At 71.6% G+C, this 19,599-nt stretch carries 18 protein-coding genes; 7 read left to right on the forward strand and 11 right to left on the reverse strand.

Translation table 11 applies throughout. The features are described 5' to 3' along the window. Positions 1 to 224: 224 nt before the first annotated feature. Positions 225 to 1,148, forward strand: coding sequence for a class A beta-lactamase (gene bla / locus HUT19_RS16905; RefSeq protein ID WP_176181298.1), 924 nt, complete (start codon positions 225 to 227; stop codon positions 1,146 to 1,148). A gap of 29 nt (positions 1,149 to 1,177) precedes the next feature. On the opposite strand, the gene HUT19_RS16910 is transcribed toward bla, so the two are convergent. Next, positions 1,178 to 1,546 (reverse strand): holo-ACP synthase, encoded by a 369-nt coding sequence (locus HUT19_RS16910; RefSeq protein ID WP_176181299.1) that lies wholly within the window; start codon positions 1,544 to 1,546, stop codon positions 1,178 to 1,180. Between the two features lie 10 nt (positions 1,547 to 1,556). Continuing rightward, positions 1,557 to 3,404: a glutamine--fructose-6-phosphate transaminase (isomerizing) gene (gene glmS / locus HUT19_RS16915; RefSeq protein WP_176181300.1), complete on the reverse strand. Its 1,848-nt coding sequence runs from the start codon at positions 3,402 to 3,404 to the stop codon at positions 1,557 to 1,559. 173 nt (positions 3,405 to 3,577) lie between these two features. Between glmS and coaA the strand changes: the two genes are divergently transcribed. Together coaA and HUT19_RS16925 are read left to right on the forward strand one after the other, a co-directional pair. Further along, positions 3,578 to 4,552, forward strand: a complete 975-nt coding sequence (coaA, locus tag HUT19_RS16920) for a type I pantothenate kinase (protein ID WP_176186973.1) — start codon at positions 3,578 to 3,580, stop codon at positions 4,550 to 4,552. Between the two features lie 11 nt (positions 4,553 to 4,563). Continuing rightward, positions 4,564 to 5,526 carry a DUF389 domain-containing protein gene (locus HUT19_RS16925; RefSeq protein WP_176181301.1) on the forward strand — a complete coding sequence of 321 codons (963 nt, stop codon included), beginning with the start codon at positions 4,564 to 4,566 and terminating at the stop codon, positions 5,524 to 5,526. A gap of 99 nt (positions 5,527 to 5,625) precedes the next feature. Here the strand turns inward: HUT19_RS16925 and glmM are convergent, their stop codons facing one another. The 4 genes from glmM to HUT19_RS16945 form a co-directional block, all read right to left on the reverse strand. Beyond that, complete coding sequence (gene glmM, locus HUT19_RS16930; RefSeq protein WP_176181302.1) at positions 5,626 to 6,984, reverse strand: phosphoglucosamine mutase; 1,359 nt, start codon at positions 6,982 to 6,984, stop codon at positions 5,626 to 5,628. A gap of 151 nt (positions 6,985 to 7,135) precedes the next feature. Then, entirely contained in the window at positions 7,136 to 7,639 is a 504-nt protein-coding gene (gene rpsI / locus HUT19_RS16935) for a 30S ribosomal protein S9 (protein ID WP_176181303.1), read from the reverse strand. A 41-nt stretch (positions 7,640 to 7,680) separates the two neighbouring features. Then, positions 7,681 to 8,124, reverse strand: coding sequence for a 50S ribosomal protein L13 (rplM, locus tag HUT19_RS16940; protein WP_176181304.1), 444 nt, complete (start codon positions 8,122 to 8,124; stop codon positions 7,681 to 7,683). A 278-nt stretch (positions 8,125 to 8,402) separates the two neighbouring features. Continuing rightward, positions 8,403 to 10,022 (reverse strand): ABC-F family ATP-binding cassette domain-containing protein, encoded by a 1,620-nt coding sequence (locus HUT19_RS16945; protein WP_176181305.1) that lies wholly within the window; start codon positions 10,020 to 10,022, stop codon positions 8,403 to 8,405. Positions 10,023 to 10,093: 71 nt separating this feature from the next. On the opposite strand from HUT19_RS16945, the gene HUT19_RS16950 reads away from it, so the two are divergent. Further along, the gene (locus HUT19_RS16950) at positions 10,094 to 10,942 is read left to right on the forward strand and encodes a hypothetical protein (RefSeq protein WP_176181306.1); all 849 of its coding nucleotides are present in this window, start codon (positions 10,094 to 10,096) and stop codon (positions 10,940 to 10,942) included. Positions 10,943 to 10,996: 54 nt separating this feature from the next. Here HUT19_RS16950 and HUT19_RS16955 read toward each other — a convergent pair whose 3' ends face one another. Continuing rightward, positions 10,997 to 11,737 carry a hypothetical protein gene (locus HUT19_RS16955; protein WP_176181307.1) on the reverse strand — a complete coding sequence of 247 codons (741 nt, stop codon included), beginning with the start codon at positions 11,735 to 11,737 and terminating at the stop codon, positions 10,997 to 10,999. A gap of 347 nt (positions 11,738 to 12,084) precedes the next feature. Between HUT19_RS16955 and HUT19_RS16960 the strand changes: the two genes are divergently transcribed. Continuing rightward, positions 12,085 to 14,196 carry a glycosyltransferase gene (locus HUT19_RS16960; RefSeq protein WP_176181308.1) on the forward strand — a complete coding sequence of 704 codons (2,112 nt, stop codon included), beginning with the start codon at positions 12,085 to 12,087 and terminating at the stop codon, positions 14,194 to 14,196. A gap of 98 nt (positions 14,197 to 14,294) precedes the next feature. Beyond that, positions 14,295 to 14,951, forward strand: a complete 657-nt coding sequence (locus tag HUT19_RS16965) for a hypothetical protein (protein WP_176181309.1) — start codon at positions 14,295 to 14,297, stop codon at positions 14,949 to 14,951. 35 nt (positions 14,952 to 14,986) lie between these two features. On the opposite strand, the gene HUT19_RS16970 is transcribed toward HUT19_RS16965, so the two are convergent. From HUT19_RS16970 to HUT19_RS16985, 4 genes are read right to left on the reverse strand one after another with little or no spacing between them, the layout of a single operon-like run. Then, positions 14,987 to 16,258, reverse strand: coding sequence for a PP2C family protein-serine/threonine phosphatase (locus tag HUT19_RS16970; RefSeq protein WP_176181310.1), 1,272 nt, complete (start codon positions 16,256 to 16,258; stop codon positions 14,987 to 14,989). Further along, entirely contained in the window at positions 16,255 to 17,286 is a 1,032-nt protein-coding gene (locus HUT19_RS16975; protein WP_254885619.1) for a SpoIIE family protein phosphatase, read from the reverse strand. Before HUT19_RS16975 ends, HUT19_RS16970 begins: the two co-directional genes overlap by 4 nt. Beyond that, on the reverse strand, positions 17,283 to 17,681 hold the full coding sequence (locus HUT19_RS16980; RefSeq protein ID WP_254886177.1) for an ATP-binding protein: 399 nt from the start codon (positions 17,679 to 17,681) through the stop codon (positions 17,283 to 17,285). The genes HUT19_RS16975 and HUT19_RS16980 overlap by 4 nt, the downstream gene beginning before the upstream one ends. 58 nt (positions 17,682 to 17,739) lie before the next feature. Beyond that, the gene (locus tag HUT19_RS16985; protein WP_176181311.1) at positions 17,740 to 18,150 is read right to left on the reverse strand and encodes an STAS domain-containing protein; all 411 of its coding nucleotides are present in this window, start codon (positions 18,148 to 18,150) and stop codon (positions 17,740 to 17,742) included. Between the two features lie 227 nt (positions 18,151 to 18,377). Here HUT19_RS16985 and HUT19_RS16990 point away from each other — a divergent pair, with 227 nt between their 5' ends. Beyond that, positions 18,378 to 19,571 (forward strand): IS110 family transposase, encoded by a 1,194-nt coding sequence (locus HUT19_RS16990; protein ID WP_176179786.1) that lies wholly within the window; start codon positions 18,378 to 18,380, stop codon positions 19,569 to 19,571. The last annotated feature ends 28 nt before the right edge of the window (positions 19,572 to 19,599 follow it).

The following is a 19,599-nucleotide window of genomic DNA, read 5'->3' on the forward strand; positions in this document are numbered from 1 at the left end:
CAGCGGTAGCTGGGGGAGCGTGTGCCAGGGCGGCGAGCGGGGCGAACCTGGGCTGACGCGGCACCAGGCCACCGTCATGACGAATCGGCATGGAAACCCACAGAACCGCATTGGACCGCATAGCCGCGGACGGCAAGGGTGTTCCACGGAAGTCCTGGAAGTCATCCCATCCGTTCCATCCCCCTGTGCCCCGTACGACGGGGCCGGTCAGGAGGTCCCGGACCATGCGGCACACCCGCGCCCGACGCGCCCTTCGCGGTGCGCTCGCCACCCTCGTCCTCGTCGCGCCGACGGCCTGCGGTCAGGACGATTCCCCGGCGCCACCGTCCTCGAAGGCGACCGGACCCACCGGCGCCACGCGGTCGTTCGCCCGCGAATTCAAGGGCCTGGAGAAGAAGTTCGACGCGCGCCTGGGCGTCTACGCCATCGACACCGGAACCGGGCGGGAGGTGGCGTACCACGACGGCGAACGCTTCGCCTACAACTCCACCTTCAAGGCCCTGGCTTGCGGTGTCGTCCTGCGAAAGTACTCGCTCGGCGGGATGGACAAGAAGATCACGTACTCCGAGGACGTTCTGCTCCCCAACTCGCCCGTGACCGAGAAGCACGTCGCCACCGGGATGACCCTGCGCGAGCTGTGCGACGCCACCATCCGCTACAGCGACAACGCCGCGGCCAACCTGATCCTCAGGGAACTCGGCGGACCCAAGGCCCTCGACGCCGCGCTCGAAGACACAGGCGATGATGACGTCACCCGGATGGACCGTCCCGAGCCGTATCTGAGCCGGTGGGTCCCCGGTGAGACGCGGGACACCACCACTCCTCGGGCGTTCGCCAAGGACCTGCGCGCGTTCGTCCTCGGGGACGTCCTCGGCAAGGACGAACGCGCGCAGCTCACCACGTGGCTACGGACCAACAAGACCGGTGACAAGGTCATCAGAGCCGGCGTTCCCAAGGGCTGGGTGGTCGGCGACAAGACCGGAACCGGCAGTTACTACGGCGCCCGCAACGACATCGCCGTGGTGTGGCCCCCGGACTCGGCCCCCATCGTGATCGCGATCCTGTCGAACCGCACCGCGAAGGACGCCGAGCCCGACGACCGGCTGATCGCGCGGGCGGCCCGGGTGGTGGCCGACACCCTCAGGTAGCCCACGCCGCCCCGGACCGGCGGCCGGGGTCACCCCTCGGCGATCACCACCGCGGAGGCGACCCCCGCGTCATGGCTCAGCGAGACATGCCAGCCGCTCACGCCCAGCTCCGCCGCCCGCGCCGCGACCGTACCGCGGACGGCCAGCCGCGGGCGGCCGGAGTCCTCGGTCAGCACCTCGGCGTCCGTCCAGCGCAGCCCGCTCGGTGCGCCCAGCGACTTGGCCAGCGCCTCCTTGGCGGCGAACCGGGCGGCGAGCGACGCGATCCCGCGCCGCTCACCGCTCGGCAGGGTCAGCTCGTCCGCCACGAACAGCCGCTCCGCCAGGCCCGGCGTACGCCGCAGGGCATCGGCGAAACGGTCGATCTCGGCCACGTCGATACCGACACCGATGATCACGGGATCACGATCACTCGACGGTCACCGACTTGGCCAGGTTGCGCGGCTGGTCGACCTCGTTGCCGCGCGCGGTCGCCAGCTCGCAGGCGAAGACCTGGAGCGGCACGGTGGCCACCAGCGGCTGGAGCAGGGTCGGGGTTTCGGGGATCTCGATCAGGTGGTCGGCGTAGGGCACCACCGTCTTGTCGCCGCGCTCGGCGATCACGATCGTGCGGGCACCGCGCGCCCGGATCTCCTGGATATTGGAGACGATCTTGTCGTGGAGCACCGACCGCCCACGCGGCGACGGCACCACGACGACCACCGGGACGTCCTGCTCGATCAGCGCGATCGGGCCGTGCTTCAGCTCACCGGCCGCGAAGCCCTCGGCGTGCATGTACGCCAGTTCCTTGAGCTTGAGCGCACCCTCCAGCGCCACGGGGTAGCCCACATGGCGCCCGAGGAAGAGCACCGTGTTCTTGTCGGCGAGGCCGCGGGCCAGCTCACGCACCGGCTCCATCGTCTCCAGGACCTGTTCCACCTGGGTGGCGATCTCCGACAGCTCGCGGATCACCGAGAGGATCTCGTCGCCCCACTTGGTGCCGCGCACCTGCCCCAGGTACAGCGCCACCAGATAGCAGGCCACCAGCTGGGTGAGGAACGCCTTGGTCGAGGCGACCGCGACCTCCGGTCCGGCGTGGGTGTAGAGCACCGCGTCCGACTCGCGCGGAATCGTCGAGCCGTTGGTGTTGCAGATCGCCAGCACCTTGGCGCCCTGCTCACGGGCGTGCCGCAGCGCCATCAGGGTGTCCATGGTCTCGCCGGACTGCGAGATGGCGATCACCAGGGTGCGCTGGTCCAGGATCGGGTCCCGGTAGCGGAACTCGCTCGCCAGCTCCGTCTCGCAGGGGATCCGCGTCCAGTGCTCGATGGCGTACTTCGCGATCATCCCGGCGTGGTACGCGGTCCCGCACGCGACGATCACGACCTTGCTGACCTCGCGCAGTACGGAGGCGGGGATCCGCACCTCGTCCAGACAGAGGTTGCCGGAGAGGTCGATCCGGCCGAGGAGGGTGTCCGCGACGGCCTTCGGCTGCTCGGCGATCTCCTTGAGCATGAAGTAGTCGTAGCCGCCCTTCTCGGCGGCGGAGGCGTCCCAGTCCACGTGGTACGGCCGGACCTCGGCGGGCGCCCCGTCGAAGTCGGTGACCGTCACCCCGTCGCGGCGGGCCTCCACGACCTGGTCCTGGCCCAGCTCGATGGCCTCACGGGTGTGCGCGATGAAAGCGGCCACATCGGAGGCGAGGAACGCCTCGTCCTCGCCGACCCCGACCACCAGCGGCGAGTTCCGGCGCGCCCCGACCACCACATCGGGCGCGTCCGCGTGCACCGCGACCAGGGTGAAGGCGCCCTCCAGCCGACGGCACACCTGGCGCATCGCCTCGGCCAGGTCGCCGCAGGAGGAGAAGGACTCGGCCAGCAGATGCGCCACGACCTCGGTGTCGGTCTCCGAGGTGAGCTCATGGCCGCGCTCGGCCAACTCGGCGCGCAGCACCGCGAAGTTCTCGATGATGCCGTTGTGGACGACGGAGACCCGCCCCGCGTTGTCCAGGTGCGGATGGGCGTTGGCGTCGGTCGGACCGCCGTGGGTGGCCCACCGGGTGTGGCCGATCCCGGTGCCCCCGCTGGGCAGCGGCCGGTCGGCCAGCTCCTTCTCCAGGTTGGCGAGCTTGCCCGCCTTCTTGGCGGAGGCCAGCCCGCCGTCGGCGAGCACGGCCACCCCGGCCGAGTCATAGCCGCGGTACTCGAGCCGCTTGAGACCGGCCAGGACGACATCGAGGGCGGACTGCCCTCCCACATAACCAACGATTCCGCACATGGAGGCAGCGTACGACCCGCGCCTCCGGTGGCGGACGACGGCCCGCGCGTCGCGTATGCCGTGCCGGTCCCCTGCCGGGGTGACCGACCCCACGCCTCCTCCCGCCCCACTCTTCCGGGTCCAACCCCGACAATGAGGGTGTGATCACGTCAACCGCGCGCGAGGCGCGCACCGTGCGCGCGCCGCAGCGGCGGGGCGAGGCCAGCCCGTACGTGGATCTCTCGCGCGCGGAGTGGAGCGCGCTGCGGGACAAGACGCCGCTGCCGCTGACCGCCGCGGAGGTCGAGCGGCTGCGGGGGCTCGGCGACGTCATCGACCTCGACGAGGTGCGGGACGTCTATCTGCCGCTGTCCCGGCTGCTCAACCTCTATGTCGCGGCCACCGGGCGGCTGCGCGGCGCGCTCAACACCTTCCTCGGCGACACCAAGAAGGGCAGCGGCACCCAGCCCGGCACCCCCTTCGTCATCGGGGTGGCGGGCAGTGTCGCGGTGGGCAAGTCCACCACCGCCCGGCTGCTCCAGGCGCTGCTGGCCCGCTGGCCCGAGCATCCGCGGGTGGAGCTGATCACCACCGACGGCTTCCTCCACCCCAACGCCGAGCTGCACCGGCGCGGACTGATGTCCCGCAAGGGGTTCCCCGAGTCGTACGACCGCAGGGCGCTGACCCGCTTCGTCGCCGATGTGAAGGCGGGCAAGGCGGAGGTCTCCGCGCCGGTCTACTCGCATCTGATCTACGACATCGTCCCGGACCAGCGGCTGATCGTGCACCGCCCCGACATCCTGATCGTCGAGGGGCTCAACGTGCTGCAACCGGCGCTGCCGGGTAAGGACGGCCGGACCCGGGTCGGGCTGGCCGACTTCTTCGACTTCAGCGTGTACGTGGACGCCCGCACCGAGGACATCGAGAAGTGGTACCTCGGCCGCTTCAAGAAGCTGCGCGAGACCGCCTTCCAGGACCCCTCCTCGTACTTCCGCAAGTACACCCAGGTCTCCGAGGACGAGGCGCTGGACTACGGCCGGATGATCTGGCGGACCATCAACAAGCCCAACCTCCGGCAGAACGTCCAGCCCACCCGGGGCCGGGCCACGCTGGTGCTGCGCAAGGGACCGGACCACAAGGTCCAGCGGCTGTCCCTGCGCAAGCTGTGAGGAGCCCCTTCATGCTGCATCTGCGGTTGATCGCCCCCGCCGACCGCACCGAGGACGTTGTGCGCGCGATCGAGAAGACGGTCGGCACCACCCATCTGGTGGTGCTGCCGGACGCCGCCCGCAACCCGCCGGGGGATGTCGTCATGTGCGACGTGGCGCGCGAGGCCGCGGACGCCCTGCTGGGCGACCTGCGTGAGCTGGGGCTGGACGAGACCGGTTCGATCGCGGTGGAGAACATCGACCTGTCGCTGTCCCGGCGCGCCGACAAGGCGGAGGAGGAGGCGCCCGGCGAAGGCGCGGACGCGGTCCTGTGGGAGCACCTGGCGGACGCCACCCATGAGGAGTCCACCCTCTCGGTCACCTACCTCGCCTTCCTCGTCCTCGCGACGATGATCGCGGCATGCGGTGTGGTACTGGACAACGCGATCCTGATCGTCGGTGCGATGGCGGTCGGCCCGGAGTTCGGGCCACTGGCGGGGCTGTGCACCGCGCTGGTGCGGCGTGCGCCGCGGCTGGCCGCCCGCTCGGCGATCGCGCTGCTGGTCGGGTTCGCGGCGGCGATGGCACTGACCACGTGCTTCAGCGTCGCGATGGACGCCGTGGGCCTCTTCGGCAAGAACATGCTGGAGCACGCCCGGCCGAACACGGACTTCATCTGGAAGCCGGACATGTTCTCGTTCGTGGTCGCCGTGCTCGCGGGGATCGCGGGCACGCTCTCGCTGACCTCGGCGAAGTCCGGCGCGCTGGTGGGAGTGGCGATCTCGGTGACGACGGTCCCGGCGGCGGCCAACGCGGCGGTGGCGCTCGGCTACGGCGATATCGACCAGATGTGGGGCTCGACCGAGCAGCTACTGCTGAACCTGGTGGGCATCGTGGTGGCCGGGACCTTGACGCTGATGGTCCAGAAGGTCCTGTGGGAGCGGCAGCGACGGCGTGCCCTGCCGCGGGATCCGAACGGGCTGAGCGGGGGCTGAGCGGGTCCAGGGGGCGGGCCCCCTGGACCACGGGGACGGGCTCTGGTGCCGCGTCGGTCAGGGTTCGCCCGAGCGGGGCGAACCCTGACCGACGCGGCACTAGCCCAGGGCCGACTTCACGGCGTCGGCCAGGCGGCCGGCCACGGAGCGGGCCTGGTCGATGTCGGCGGCCTCGACCATGACGCGGACCAGCGGCTCGGTGCCGGAGGGGCGCAGCAGGACGCGGCCGGTCTCGCCGAGTTCGCGCTCGGCGTCGGCGACCGCGGCGGCGAGGTCGGCGCTGGAGGCGACCCGGGACTTGTCCACGTCCGGGACATTGATCAGCACCTGCGGCAGCCGCTCCATGACGGCCGCGAGATCGGCCAGGGTGCGGCCGGTGGCGGCGACGCGGGCGGCCAGCAGCAGGCCGGTGAGGGTGCCGTCACCGGTGGTGGCGTGGTCGAGGACGATCACATGGCCGGACTGCTCGCCGCCCAGCGCGTGGTCGCCGCTCTTCATCTCCTCCAGCACATAGCGGTCGCCGACCGCCGTCTGGACCAGCTGGAGCCCCTCCCGCCGCATGGCGAGTTTGAAGCCGAGGTTGGACATCACGGTGCCGACCACCGTGTTGTTGCGCAGGGTGCCCGCCTCGCGCATCGCCAGGGCGAGGACGGCGAGGATCTGGTCGCCGTCGACCTCGCTGCCCGCGCCGTCCACGGCCAGGCAGCGGTCGGCGTCGCCGTCGTGGGCCACACCGAGGTCGGCGCGGTGCTCGACCACGGCGGCCTGGAGCTTCGCCAGGTGGGTGGAGCCGTGGCCGTCGTTGATGTTGAGCCCGTCCGGCTCGGCGCCGATGGTGATGACCTCGGCCCCGGCCTGGGCGAACGCCTCCGGGGAGACCCGGGAGGCGGCGCCGTGGGCACCGTCGATGACCACCGTGAGCCCGTCGAGCCGGTTGGGCAGCGCGCCGACGAGGTGGGCGACGTAGTTGTCGAAGCCCTCCTCGTAGCCGCGGACCCGGCCCACCCCTGCGCCGGTCGGCCGGTCCCACGGCTCACCGGAGGCGTGGGCGCGGTAGGTGGTCTCGATCCGGTCCTCCAGCTCGTCGGCCAGTTTGTGGCCGCCGCGGGCGAAGAACTTGATGCCGTTGTCGGGCATCGGGTTGTGGCTGGCGGAGAGCATCACACCGAGGTCCGCGTCGAGCGCACCGGTGAGATGGGCGACCGCGGGCGTCGGCAGGACACCCACCCGCAGGACGTCCACCCCCGCGCTGGCCAGCCCCGCCACCACGGCGGCCTCCAGGAACTCCCCGGACGCGCGCGGATCCCGCCCGACCACGGCCACCGGCCGGTGGCCCTCGAAGGTTCCCGCTTCGGCGAGCACATGCGCCGCCGCGACCGACAGGCCGAGCGCCATCTCAGCCGTCAGGTCGGCGTTCGCGACGCCGCGCACACCATCCGTACCGAAGAGTCGTCCCACTGGTGTCCTCCGAGATTACGAGCTGGGGGCAGGAGCTTGCTTGTAGGTATACGCCCCCTGGTGGCGATAGCCGAACGCCCCGGGGCACTGGTGGTGCCGCCGGGGCGTTCGGATGAACAGCGATTCCGCTGGTCCGCTGGGCTCGCGCGGATCAGCGCTTGCTGTACTGCGGCGCCTTGCGGGCCTTCTTCAGACCGGCCTTCTTACGCTCGGTGGCGCGGTCGTCACGCGTCAGGAAGCCGGCCTTCTTCAGCGGGCCGCGGTTGTTGTCCACGTCCGCCTCGTTCAGCGCACGGGCGATGCCCAGGCGCAGCGCACCGGCCTGTCCGGAGACGCCGCCGCCGGAGATACGGGCGATGACGTCGTAGCGGTCGTCGAGCTCGAGCACCTTGAAGGGCTCGTTGACTTCCTGCTGGTGCACCTTGTTGGGGAAGTACTCCTCAAGGGTGCGACCGTTGATCTTCCACTGGCCGCTGCCCGGCACGATGCGGACGCGCGCCACGGCGTTCTTGCGGCGCCCGGTGCCGGCGGCCGGCTGCGGGTCGCCGAAGCGGGAGGCGAGCGACTCGGAGGTGTACTCCGACTCGACCGTCTCAACGCTCTCGGTGGTGTACTCCTCGACCTCGAGGGGGGTCTCGGCGGTGGTCTCGGCCACGATGCTCCTCAGATTCTTTTCGTCTTAGGGGGTGGCCGGGACTACTGCGCGACCTGGGTGATCTCGAACGGGACCGGCTGCTGAGCGGCGTGCGGGTGCTGGTCACCCGAGTACACCTTCAGCTTCGAGAGCATCTGACGGCCCAGGGTGTTCTTGGGGAGCATGCCCTTGATGGCCTTCTCGACGGCCTTCTCCGGGTTCTTCTCCAGCAGCTCGTCGTAGCGGACGGAGCGCAGACCGCCGGGGTAGCCGGAGTGGCGGTAGGCCATCTTCTGGGTCCGCTTGTTGCCGGAGAGGTGCACCTTGTCGGCGTTGATGATGATGACGAAGTCACCAGCGTCGACATGCGGCGCGTATACGGGCTTGTGCTTGCCCCGCAGGAGGGTGGCAGCCTGGGTGGCCAGGCGGCCCAGAACGACGTCGGTGGCGTCGATGACGTGCCACTGACGCTGAACGTCGCCGGGCTTGGGGCTGTACGTACGCACGGTCGTAGCCTTCGCTTCTTCAGTGAGTGGGGTCTCCCAGATCCGCTAGGACCGAGGGGACGGGTCCGGACAAGGCCACCCGGACGATCACGACAGCCATGGCAGCACCTCGGTGACGCATCCGGGTGCTTGCCGCTGGTCATCGGCCCGGTGGACCGGCGTAACGGCCTCTCACGTGAGAACGAGCAAGCCAATACGCATAACGAACTGGCAGAATACCGGCCCGCCCCCGGACGGGTCAAAACACCCCCGGTACCGCTCGGGCACATCCCGGCCACTCAGCGTTTACGCGCCACCCGCGCCTCGTCCCAGACCGGCTCCGGGACCTCGCGGACCCGGCCGTCCGCGCCGAAGACCAGGAAGCGGTCGAAGGAGCGGGCGAACCAGCGGTCGTGGGTGACGGCCAGCACCGTGCCGTCGTAACCCTCCAGACCCTCCTGGAGCGCCTCGGCGCTCTCCAGGTCCAGATTGTCCGTCGGCTCGTCCAGCAGCAGGGCGGTGGTCCCGGCCAGCTCCAGCAGCAGGATCTGGAAGCGGGCCTGCTGCCCGCCGGAGAGCTTGTCGAAGGGCTGGTCGCCCTGGCGCTCCAGCTCGTAGCGGCGCAGCGCGCTCATCGCCGCGCCCCGGTCCCGGGCGTGCTCGGTCCACAGGATGTCCACCAGGGGGCGCCCGGTCAGCTCGGGGTGCGCGTGGGTCTGGGCGAAGTGGCCGGGGACGACGCGCGCGCCCAGCTTCCACTCCCCGGTGTGGGCCACGTCCCCGCCCGCCAGCAGCCGCAGGAAGTGCGACTTCCCGGAGCCGTTGCTGCCGAGCACGGCGACCCGCTCGCCGTAGAAGACCTCCAGGTCGAAGGGGTGCATCAGCCCGGTCAGCTCCAGCCCGCGGCAGGTGACCGCGCGCACTCCGGTACGGCCGCCCTTCAGCCGCATCCGGATGTCCTGCTCGCGCGGCGGCTCCTGCGGCGGGCCCGCCTCCTCGAACTTCCGCAGCCGGGTCCTGGCCGCCTGGTAGCGCCCGGCCATGTCCGAGTTGTACGCCGCCTTCTGCTTGAAGGTGAGCATCAGCCGGCGCAGTTTGGCGTGCTCCTCGTCCCAGCGGCGCCGCAGCTCCTCGAAGCGGGCGAAGCGTTCCTTGCGGGCCTGGTGGTAGGTGCCGAAGCCGCCGCCGTGCACCCAGACGTCACTGCCCGCCGGGCCCGGCTCAACGCTGATGATCTTCCCGGCGGCGCGGGCCAGCAGCTCCCGGTCGTGGGAGACGAACAGCACGGTCTTCTTGGTCTCCCGCAGCCGCTCCTCCAGCCAGCGCTTGCCGGGGACGTCCAGATAGTTGTCCGGCTCGTCCAGCAGCAGCACCTCGTCGGTGCCGCGCAGCAGCGACTCCAGGACCAGGCGCTTCTGCTCACCGCCGGAGAGGGTGCGCACCTCGCGCCACTGGGCGCGTTCGTAGGGGACGCCGATCGCGGCCGCGGTGCACATGTCCCACACCGTCTCGGTCTCGTAGCCCCCGGCCTCGGCCCAGTCGCTGAGCGCCTGGGCGTACGCCATCTGAGCGGGCTCGTCGTCCCGCGTCATGATCGCGTACTCGGCGTCGTCCACGGCCTTCGCGGCCTGCCGGATCCGCGGGCGGGCGACGGACACCAGCAGGTCGCGCACGGTCCGCTCGTCCCGTACGGACCCCACGAACTGCGGCATCACCCCGAGGCCGCCGCCGGTCGTCACCGATCCGCCGTGCGGCTGGAGTTCTCCCGCGATCAGTCTCAGCAGGGTGGTCTTGCCCGCGCCGTTGGCCCCCACGAGCGCGACCGCGGCCCCTTCCCCGACCCGGAACGACACATCGCCGAGCAGGGCCCGTCCGTCGGGCAGGTAGTACTCCAGATGTGCCGCCTCCAGATGACCCATGCCCGGATTGTGACCTCGGGTGCCTCCACCGGCCAACCGGTTTATGAGCTGGGCGGATTAAGATGCGCGCCATGAGCTTTGGGCAAGGGGGACCGTACGGGCCCGGGGGTGGGGCGCCTCAGCCGCCGACCCCGGACTGGAACGCGCTGGCGGACGACACCGCCGCACGCGGCAGGCGCCGCAAGTGGCTGCTGGCCGGTGGCGGGCTGCTCGCCACGGGCGCCGTGGCCGCGATCGTGGCCGTGGCGGTGACCAGCGACGACAACAAGGGCTCGGGCTCCGACGCGTCGGCCGGCCAGTTGCCCACACCGCAGGATCTGCCGAGCGACTCGTCCGCCCCCGAGCCCACCTTCTCCGATGTGGCCCCACCGGCGCCGCCGAAGCCGCTGGACATCATCTCCAGCGCCGAGCGGGACAAGGCCCCGCTCAGCGCGGGGACCCTGTTCCCGGAAAAGAAGGCCGTCACCCAGGGGCGCGGCTACACGAAGGCGACGACGTCCGCCACCTCCGGCTGCGCCTCGGTGGCCCAGGGCGGGCTGGGCCCGGCGCTCACCGGCAACGGCTGCCGCAAGCTCTTCCGCGCGACCTACTCCCAGAACGGGGTCGCGGTCACCGTCGGCATCGCCGTCTTCGACACCAAGGCGGCGGCGGAGAAGGCGAAGAAGGAGGCCACGGGCGGGGTCGCGGCCCTGTCCGGGGGCGGGGTGAACTTCTGCCACGGCCCGGTGTGCCGCAGGTCCACCAACGCCATCGGCCGCTACGCCTACTTCACCATCTCCGGCTACACCTCGGGCAAGTCGGTGACCGCGTCGGACACCAAGGCGCTGCGGGCCGGACGCGATATCGCGGACTACGCCTTCCGTCGCATCCTGGCCCGTGGCAACGCACAGGCGTCAGCGGCGGCCTCGGGCGGCGGCTGACGCCCGCGCCGTACTGGGGCGGACGGCACGGGTCAGCGGGCGCGCGTCAGGGGGTCAGGAGGCGTTCGCCTTCTCGACCTTGGCGACCTGTGCCTTCACCAGCTCCGCCGGAACATCGGACTTGGTGGGGTCCGTCAGGTTCACCCCGAAGAACACGCTCAGCTGGGAACCGGTGCGCGCCACGGCGAACTCCACCACGGCCTTGTCCTTGCCCGCGTCGACCAGGCTGAACGACAGCGACTCATCGCCCAGCTTCGGGTCGGCCGACGGCGTCACCCTGGCGACGTCGGACTTCTTCCCGGAGCCGTCCTTGGCCGCGAACCCGCCCCCGCAGGCCGACACGGCGCCACGCAGGTCCTTGACCGTGCGCTCGGCGTCGCCGTCACCGTAGGAGGAGAGCCGGATCATGCCGGAGCCGCCCAGCTTCGCGCCCTTGGCCTGGGCGTACGTCCGGTAGACGGACGCCTTCGGCGCCGGGTCGAAGGAGGACCCCATCAGCGAGGCGATCGGCTGGCATTCGGCCTTCTCGGCCTTGGCCGCGCCGCCGTCGGAGAACTCCTTCTCCGACATCTTCTGGATCTCAAATCCCTTGACGTCGGCCTTGGTCACGGCGGCCCGCTCCAACTGCGCCGCGGACAGCGACGTGGCCGCGGCGGACTGCTCGTCCTTGCCGCCACCCCCCTTGCTCTTGGCATCGCCGCTGTCGCTGCCGCCGTCGCCGCCGCACCCCGTCACCAGACCGAGTGCCGCGACCATCGCCGCCGCCGCGACAGCAACCCGCGTACCAGACTTCATCGATGTTCCGCCCATCCTTGATTGATGCCCCGCCCTGTTGTTCGAATCATCCAACAACGGACCGGCGCGGCACACCAAGCGGTTTCCCTCACGATCCGGTATCGCACGATCCGGTATCGCACGATCCGGTATCGCACGATCCGGTATCGCACGATCCGGTTCCGCGCCCTCGTGCGCGGACCTCCGGGACGGTCCGACCGTTGTACGGCCCGCCCGCATTGTGGCGCATGCCCCTTCACGACCGGCAAAAGCAACTTTTCCGGCCAGGGCCTGTCTTACCGACCGACCGGGCTCTTCCGGAAAGGGGGCACGTCGCGGCAGCCGGACCGGGCCGCGCGGCAATCACCATGAAGATTTCTTTTCTGCTGCACAACGCCTATGGGATCGGCGGCACCATCCGGTCGACCTTCAATGTGGCCGGGGCCCTCGCGGCACGGCACACCGTGGAGATCGTCTCCGTGATCCGCACCATCGACACCCCGCAGCTCCCCCTCCACCCCGCCGTCCGGCTCAGACCGCTGATCGACCAACGCCCGGACGCCGAGGGCGGGTCGACCGACCTCGGACATCCGCTGCTGGAGCGGCCCAGCGCCCATGTCCCCGCCGCGGAGGCCAAGGGCACGGTCAACTTCAACGCCCTCACCGACGAGCGCATCGCCGACCATCTCGACCGCACCGACGCGGATGTGGTCATCGCCACCCGTCCCGGCCTCGTCATCTGTCTCGCGGCCCTGGGCCGGAAGGGCCGCTATCTGCGCATCGGCCAGGAGCACCGGCTCTACGGCACCCACCGGGCCGGGATCCGCGCCGCCTGCGACGCCGCGATCCCCCTCCTCGACGCGCACACCGCCGTCTCCGAGGCCGACGCGGCCACCCACCGCGCCCGGCTGCCCGGGATCCCCACCCGGCTGACCGCCCTGCCCAACGCGGTGCCCGCCACCGGGGTCGAACCCTCCGACGGCCGGGCCAGACTGGTCGTGGCCGCCGGGCGGCTGATCCCCGTCAAGCGGTACGACCTGCTGGTCGGCGCATGGGCGACGGTCGCCGCCGAACACCCCGACTGGCGCCTGCGGATCTACGGCCGCGGCCCGCAACAACCCGCGCTGCGCCGCCAGATCGACGGCCTCGGCCTGGCCGGGCGGATCACCCTCATGGGCGCCCACTCCCCCATCGAGACCGAATGGGCCAAAGGCGCGATCGCCGCCGTCACCTCCCGCGAGGAGTCCTTCGGCATGACGATCGTGGAGGCCATGCACTGCGGAGTGCCCGTCGTCGCCACCGACTGCCCGCACGGACCGGGCGAGATCATCACCGACGGCCGGGACGGCCTGCTCGTCCCGCCCGGGGACACCGACGGCATCGCCAAGGGGCTGCTCACCCTGATCGAGGACGACGCGCTGCGCCGCACCATGGCCGCCGCCGCGCGCGAGTCCGCCCGGCGTTACGCACCGGAGCGGGTGGCGGCCGCGTACGAGGAGCTGTTCACCGAACTCCGGGCGGCACGCGGCACACCGTCCCCCGCGGCCGCCGCCACCCGGCACACCACCGGCACCTTCCTGCCGGGAGTCTTGGGACAGAGAGCGGCGCACCACGCGACCGGTACCCCGCTCACCGCGCTCAAGGGCGCGGTCAGAGCGCTGATCCGCAGACCCCTGCGCCCCGTCGCGAGCTGCCGGGTCACCCCCGACGGCCGGCTGTCGCTCCTCGTCGAGCCCGACGGCGTCCACGGCAGCGGTCTCACGCTCACCCTCACGCGCCGCCACGCCGACGGCGACGGCGAGCCGGTCCGGGTGCCGCTGCTCCCGCCGGCCGCGCCCGCCGCCCCGTGGACGGCCACCCTCGACCGCGGCGCCCTGGACCTCGCCGAGGGCCGCTGGGACCTGCACGTCGTGCGCCCCTCCGACGGCGCCCGCCGCCGCGTCGTCTGCCGGTACGCCGAAGGGCGCGGACTGCTCGGCCTGGAGCCGCTGCCCGGCTCCCCGTTCTGCTGGTGGATCCCCTACCTCACCGTCGACGGCTATCTCGCGCTGCGCACCTGGCGCCGCCCGTGTCACGCCGAGGCCCGGGAGATCCACGCCGGGGCCGACGGACTGACCGTCGAAGGCACCCTGCACGGTGTGCTCTTCGGCCCCGGCACCTCCCCGCGCGCCGTCGCCACCCCCCGCGGCGCCTGCCGCGCCGTGTACACGGAGGTCACCGTCCTGGACAGCGGACGGTTCCGCTTCACGCTGCCCTACGAACGCGTCCACGCCGCACGCGAAGGCCGCGCCGGATCCGCCGTATGGGAGCTGACGCTGCGTAAGTCCCCCGACTCCACCGTCCCGATCCGCCTCGGCCGGATCATCGGGGACATCCTCGACCGCGACCGGACCGACGTCCACCCGGTGACGCACGGGGTGCGCCCGTACCTCACGCGGGCCGGTGACCTGGTCATCGGATGCCCCACCACGGTGAATTGAGACCGCCAAGCGAACGGAGTGTGTTTGGCCCGGACGGCTCCGGTAACACTCGGTGATGACAGCCTCGAGCGAGGAAACCTCTGCGGAAGGCATGAGCGATGTCAACAGTTACGCTCGTCATCCTGACGGTGGCCATGGCGGCCATGGCGGCGCTGGTGTTCGCCCCATCGGTCCGCCAGAGCAGCCGCAGCGGACTCATGAACCGGTTCGGCCCCGAGTACGACCGGGCCGTCTCCCGGCACAACGGCGATGAGAAGGCCGCACAGTGGGAGCTGAGCGAGCGGGTCCGGCACTACGGCAATCTGCCGATACAGCGCCTGTCACCGGAGGCCCGTGAGAGTTACGCGGCGCGGTGGGCGGGCCTTCAGGAGCAGTTCGTCGACGCCCCCGCCCACGCGGTGCGGGAAGCCGACCGGCTGCTCGGTGAGTTGGCCGTCGAGCGCGGTTACGCCTCGGAATCCCACGAGGAACAGGTGGACGCAATGTCCGTCCGCCATGCCTATGCCGTCGACGGCTACCGCCAACTGCATCTGATGGCCGCGCGGACGCGCGGTGGCGGGCAGGTCGAGACGGAGCGGATGCGGGAGGCGCTGGTCTCCGCCCGCCCCCTGTTCGAGGAGCTGGTCCGCGCCCAGCCCCATGACAAGGGCCTGCGCCGCCGGCGCCCCTCACAGCGGCCGATGCTGCCGCGGCAGAGCCACGGCGGACAGCGCCACGGCCGGATCCCGGGGCAGCGGCTGGGCCCCGCCCGGTGATCACCCGTCTCGGCCGTCGGCGGCTGATCGGGCGATCAGCCGCCGGTGAGCCGGACGGCCAGGGCGAGGGTGTCGTCCGGATGGAGGATGACGGTGTGCATATCCCCGGCGATCGCGCCGGGGATGTCCTCCGTAGGACGGCCCCGGTGCAGCCGCGCGGCCTCGATCAGCCGCTTCTCGCCCTCGATCGGGTTCCTCCGGCTCTCGGTGAGCCCGTCGGTGTAGAGCAGCAGGAGATCGCCCGGGGCCAGCCGCTCACTGACCAGCCGGTCGCTCCCGGGCATCGGAAAGCCGATGCCCCGCCCACGGGCCTCCAGATAACGGGCCGTTCCGTCCTCCCGCAGCAGCAGCGCGGGCGGATGGCTGCCGTTGGCCACCCGTAGCTCTCCGGTGGCCGGATGCACCCGGGCCAGCAGTACGGTGGCCATCACGCTCCGGTCGAACGGCAGCAGGATCTCATCGGTCCGCGCCACGATCGACTGGAGGTGATGGCCCTCCAGGGCCAGGGTGCGCACCGCGTGGGTGACGTTGAGCGCGCTACGGGTACTGGTCACCCCGTGTCCGAGGGCGTCCACGATGGTGATGTGGACGGTGCCGTCGGGCAGCACGAACCAGTCGTAGAGATCACCGCCGGTGGGGGCGTCGGTGCCCGCCGGTTCGTAGTGGACCGCGAGTTCGAGCCCCGCGACCTCCAGCGGGGACGGGCGCAGCGCGTCCTCGAGTTCGCGCAGGGTCTGGCCGTGGGCGGTGCGCAACTGCTCGTCGCGCTCGTCGAGCTGGACGTAGAGCGCGAGGACCCCGCTGTTGGTCTCCTCGAGTTCGTCCTTCAGCCTGCGGTGCTCGGCGGTGAGCGCGTCGGCGCGGGCCATCACCGCCCGCAGCTCCTCGTCGGCGAGCGCGCCGTCGTCGGCCGGACCGCTGCCGTTGACGGACCCGCCGCCCGGGCCGGGGCCGCCACCCGGACCGGGCGCCGCCGCACGGGCCGGCAGCCGCCACACCACGTCCAGGCCGTGCACCGTGTCGGCGGGCAGCGGCAGTTCGCGCAGCGACCGCGGGGCCGGGGGCCGTGCCGTGCGCAGTGTGACCGTGAGCTCTCCGCGGCCACTGCCCCGCGCACTCCGGTCCGGCTCGAACGACCAGGTCACGCTGGTGCCTTCGGCCGTCCGTACGGCCTCCGCCGCCACTTCGGCCGCCGACAGCACCAGCCGCCCCCGCAGCACGGGGTCCAGGCCGTGGTCGCGGGCCAGCCGTCGTATGACCCGGCTCAGCTCCGCCCTGGTGGCGCATCCGGCGGTCCGGGTCGTCATGGCAGCCTCGGTGTCTGTGGGGGCCTGGTCGCGAGGACCGTCGCGTCGTCGCGGAGGCGGCGGTGTGCGTGGGCGAGCGCCGCGGACAGCAGGGACGGGGGGAGGCGGAGCAGGGACCGTGACGGCTCACGCGCCCACCGGCAGTCGATGCCGTCGCTGTACAGCACCACGGTGGCCCCCGGTGGCACCGGGAAGCCGTGGGACCGCGGCCGCGGCATGCTCCAGCCGACCACCCCGGGCTGTCCGGTCAGCCGGTGGTGCACCCCCTCGTGGGAGAGGGTCAGCGCACGGACGTTGCCGATGCCGCAGTAGTCGGCGCCCTGCGGGCCCAGCCGCAGCAGCCCGACGGCGGCCCCGCGGGTACGGCGCAGGGCACGGTTCATGGCGGTGAGCAGATCGGGCAGCGGCTGATCGGGGTCGGCGAGGAACGATCGCAGGGCCACCTGGGCCGCCTCTGCCGCCTGCGGGCCGTGGCCCAGCCCGTCCACGACGGCGGCGGTGCGGGTCTCACCGGTCTGGACGACGGCGCGGGCGTCGCCGCAGTCCTCCTCCCCCTCCACCGCCAGACACACCGAGCCCACGTCCTGGAGCCCGGTCTCGCGGTCGCCCGGCGGGGTGAGTCGGGCGCATGCCCAGGTCCCCGCCCCGACCCCGCCATCGGTGCCGGTCCGGATGGTGAAGTGGGTGGCCAGCCGGCTCACCGCGCCCAGACCCACCCCCAGCGTTCCGGCGGTGGTGTAACCGTCGGCCAGGCAGCGTTCCAGCTCCGGCATCCCGGGGCCGCGGTCGGCGGCCATGATCTCCACCCCGGCACCGAGCGGGGTCGGCTGGATGTAGAGCGTGCCGTTGCTGGCGTGCTTGTCGAGGTTGCTCGCCAGCTCCGACGCGATCACCGCCGCCTGGTCGGGCAGCGCACCCGGCAGCCCGCGCTCCCGCGCCACCTCGCGCGCGGTCGCGGCGGCCAGATGCACCGCGCTGTGGTGGTCGACCCGTACGGCGGCGGTCGGCAGCGTGCTGGTCCGGGTCACCGGACCGTCCAGCGCGTGACGGTCACCACGGTGCCCTCACCGGCGCCGGTCTGCACCGTGAACTCGTCCATCAGCCGCCGGGCACCGCCCAGTCCGTGGCCCAGGCCGGAGCCCGTGGTGAAGCCGTCGGTCAGCGCCGCGTCCAGATCCGCGATCCCCGGCCCGTCGTCCTTGACCACCAGCCGCAGCCCCCGGGCGCCGGGCCGCCGCGGATACTCGATGGTGACGGTGCCACCGCCGCCGTGGACATACGCGTTACGGGCCAGCTCGCTCGCCGCCGTGACCACCCGGGTCTGGTCCACCAGACCGAAGCCGACCTCCACCGTGGCCGCGCGCACCGCGTGCCGGACCGTCAGCAGGTCCTCCTCGGTCCGCACCACATAGGCCGACGGCACGGTCGCGGCGCCCTCCGCGGACGTGGGTACCGCCGTCACCCACGACGCCAGGGCGGGCTCACCGGACGGCGCCACGCCGGGACCCTTCCACGGGGCGGGAGCCCTGCCGCCACCCCAGCGCGGCCAGCCCCTGCTCGGGGTTGAGGGCGGTCTCCACCCCGACGAGTTCGATCCCCAGCTCGACCAGGGTGATCGCCACCGGCGGCCGCATCCCCGCCACGATCACCCGCGCCCCCAGCAGCCGCGCCACCGTGGTCAGCTCCATCAGGGTGCGCGCCACGAAGGAGTCGATGATCTCCAGCCGCGAGATGTCGATGAGCACCCCGCGGGCGCCCTCCGCGGAGATGCGCTCGGTCAGCTCCTCGGTGAAGGCGACGGCGGCCCCGTCGTCCAGCTCATTGAGCAGCCCGGTGACCAGCACGTCACCCAGCCGCAGAATCGGCACGCCCGCCGGGCGGGACCCGGTCACCGGTCCCTACCTTCTTGATCGGGCTGAGCGAGCCATTCGTAGGGTTGGCTCACCCAGGGGCGCTGGGTGTGGCTATCACTGGTCTGCCGCTCGTGGCTCGGGAGGATTGGCCGCCCGGCGCCCCACGACGACTCGGCCGCCAATTGGGAAATGCGACAAGATCGCTTTGTAGGGACTCGTCGGCGAGGTCGTCTGTGGGACACGGCACGACGACGATCAGGAGAGCGATGCACCCCCGCGTATGGGCCGGAATCGACGCCGGCAAGGCCCACCACCACTGTGTGGCAATCGACTCCGAGGGGAACAAACTCCTCTCCCGCCGCGTGGCCAACGACGAGCCGGAACTCCTCCAACTCCTGGCCGATGTCCTTGCGCTGGGCCATGAGGTGGTCTGGGCCGTCGACCTCGCCGACGGCGGCGCCGCACTGGCCATCACCACCCTGCTCGCCCATGACCAGCAGGTGCTCTACATCTCCGGTCGCACCGTCAACCGTGCCTCGGAGGCATACCGGGGCGAGAGCAAGAGCGACGCCCGCGACGCCGCGATCATCGCTGATCAGGCACGCATGCGCCGCGACCTGACCCCGATGCGATTGCCCGACAGCCTCAGCGCCGAACTGAAGCTCCTCACTGCCCGCCGCACCGATCTGGTCTGCGATCGCACCCGCACCATCAACCGGCTCCGCGCCCAGCTGAACGGCATCTTCCCCGCTCTGGAACGGGCATTGGACCTGAGCAACGCGGGCCCGCTGATCCTGCTCACCGGATACCAGACCCCGGCCTCTATCCGGCGGCTGGGCCGCACCCGCCTGGAGGCATGGCTTCGCCGTCGCAAGGTCCGCAGCGCCGGTCAGGTCGCCCGGACCGCGCTGGAGGCCGCCGAACGGCAGCACACCGCCGTGCCGGGGGAAGACGTCGCCGCCGAGCTGGTGCACACGCTCGCCCAGCAACTGACCGCTCTCAACGAGCAGATCGCCGCAGTGGACCGTCGCATCGCCGAGCGGTTCAGGGAGCACGAACTCGCCGAGGTCATCACCAGCATGCCCGGCATCGGCCCGACTCTCGGTGCGGAGTTCCTCGCTGCCACCAACGGTGACATGGAGCTCTTCGGCTCCCCGGACCGGCTTGCCGGCTTCTGCGGTCTGGCTCCCGCCTCGCGCGACTCCGGCCGCATCAGCGGCAACCTGCGCCGACCCCAGCGATACCACCGCGGCTTGCAGCGTGTCTTCTACACCTCCGCGCTGATCAGCATCCAACGCCACCCAGAGTCCAGGGCGTTCTACGACCGCAAGAGGGCCGAGGGGAAGCGCCACACGCAGGCCGTCATCGCCCTCGCGCGCAGACGTGTCAACGTCCTGTGGGCACTCCTGCGGGACAGGCGCTGCTACCAAGCGGTCCCACCCGTCGCTATGGCGGCATGAGGACCCGAACAGCTCATCGCTGACGCTT

This window comes from Streptomyces sp. NA02950 (genome assembly GCF_013364155.1).
Taxonomy (GTDB): domain Bacteria; phylum Actinomycetota; class Actinomycetes; order Streptomycetales; family Streptomycetaceae; genus Streptomyces.

What these genes read in the sequence shown, in the direction of transcription:
- HUT19_RS16925 (WP_176181301.1), top strand. Translation starts at nt 4,564, where the DNA reads ATGCTGCATCTGCGGTTGATCGCCCCCGCCGACCGCACCGAGGACGTT.
- HUT19_RS16960 (WP_176181308.1), top strand. Translation starts at nt 12,085, where the DNA reads ATGAAGATTTCTTTTCTGCTGCACAACGCCTATGGGATCGGCGGCACC.
- HUT19_RS16990 (WP_176179786.1), top strand. Translation starts at nt 18,378, where the DNA reads ATGCACCCCCGCGTATGGGCCGGAATCGACGCCGGCAAGGCCCACCAC.
- HUT19_RS16955 (WP_176181307.1), bottom strand. Translation starts at nt 11,737, where the DNA reads ATGAAGTCTGGTACGCGGGTTGCTGTCGCGGCGGCGGCGATGGTCGCG.
- HUT19_RS16965 (WP_176181309.1), top strand. Translation starts at nt 14,295, where the DNA reads ATGTCAACAGTTACGCTCGTCATCCTGACGGTGGCCATGGCGGCCATG.
- HUT19_RS16950 (WP_176181306.1), top strand. Translation starts at nt 10,094, where the DNA reads ATGAGCTTTGGGCAAGGGGGACCGTACGGGCCCGGGGGTGGGGCGCCT.
- HUT19_RS16945 (WP_176181305.1), bottom strand. Translation starts at nt 10,022, where the DNA reads ATGGGTCATCTGGAGGCGGCACATCTGGAGTACTACCTGCCCGACGGA.
- bla (WP_176181298.1), top strand. Translation starts at nt 225, where the DNA reads ATGCGGCACACCCGCGCCCGACGCGCCCTTCGCGGTGCGCTCGCCACC.
- glmS (WP_176181300.1), bottom strand. Translation starts at nt 3,404, where the DNA reads ATGTGCGGAATCGTTGGTTATGTGGGAGGGCAGTCCGCCCTCGATGTC.
- HUT19_RS16970 (WP_176181310.1), bottom strand. Translation starts at nt 16,258, where the DNA reads ATGACGACCCGGACCGCCGGATGCGCCACCAGGGCGGAGCTGAGCCGG.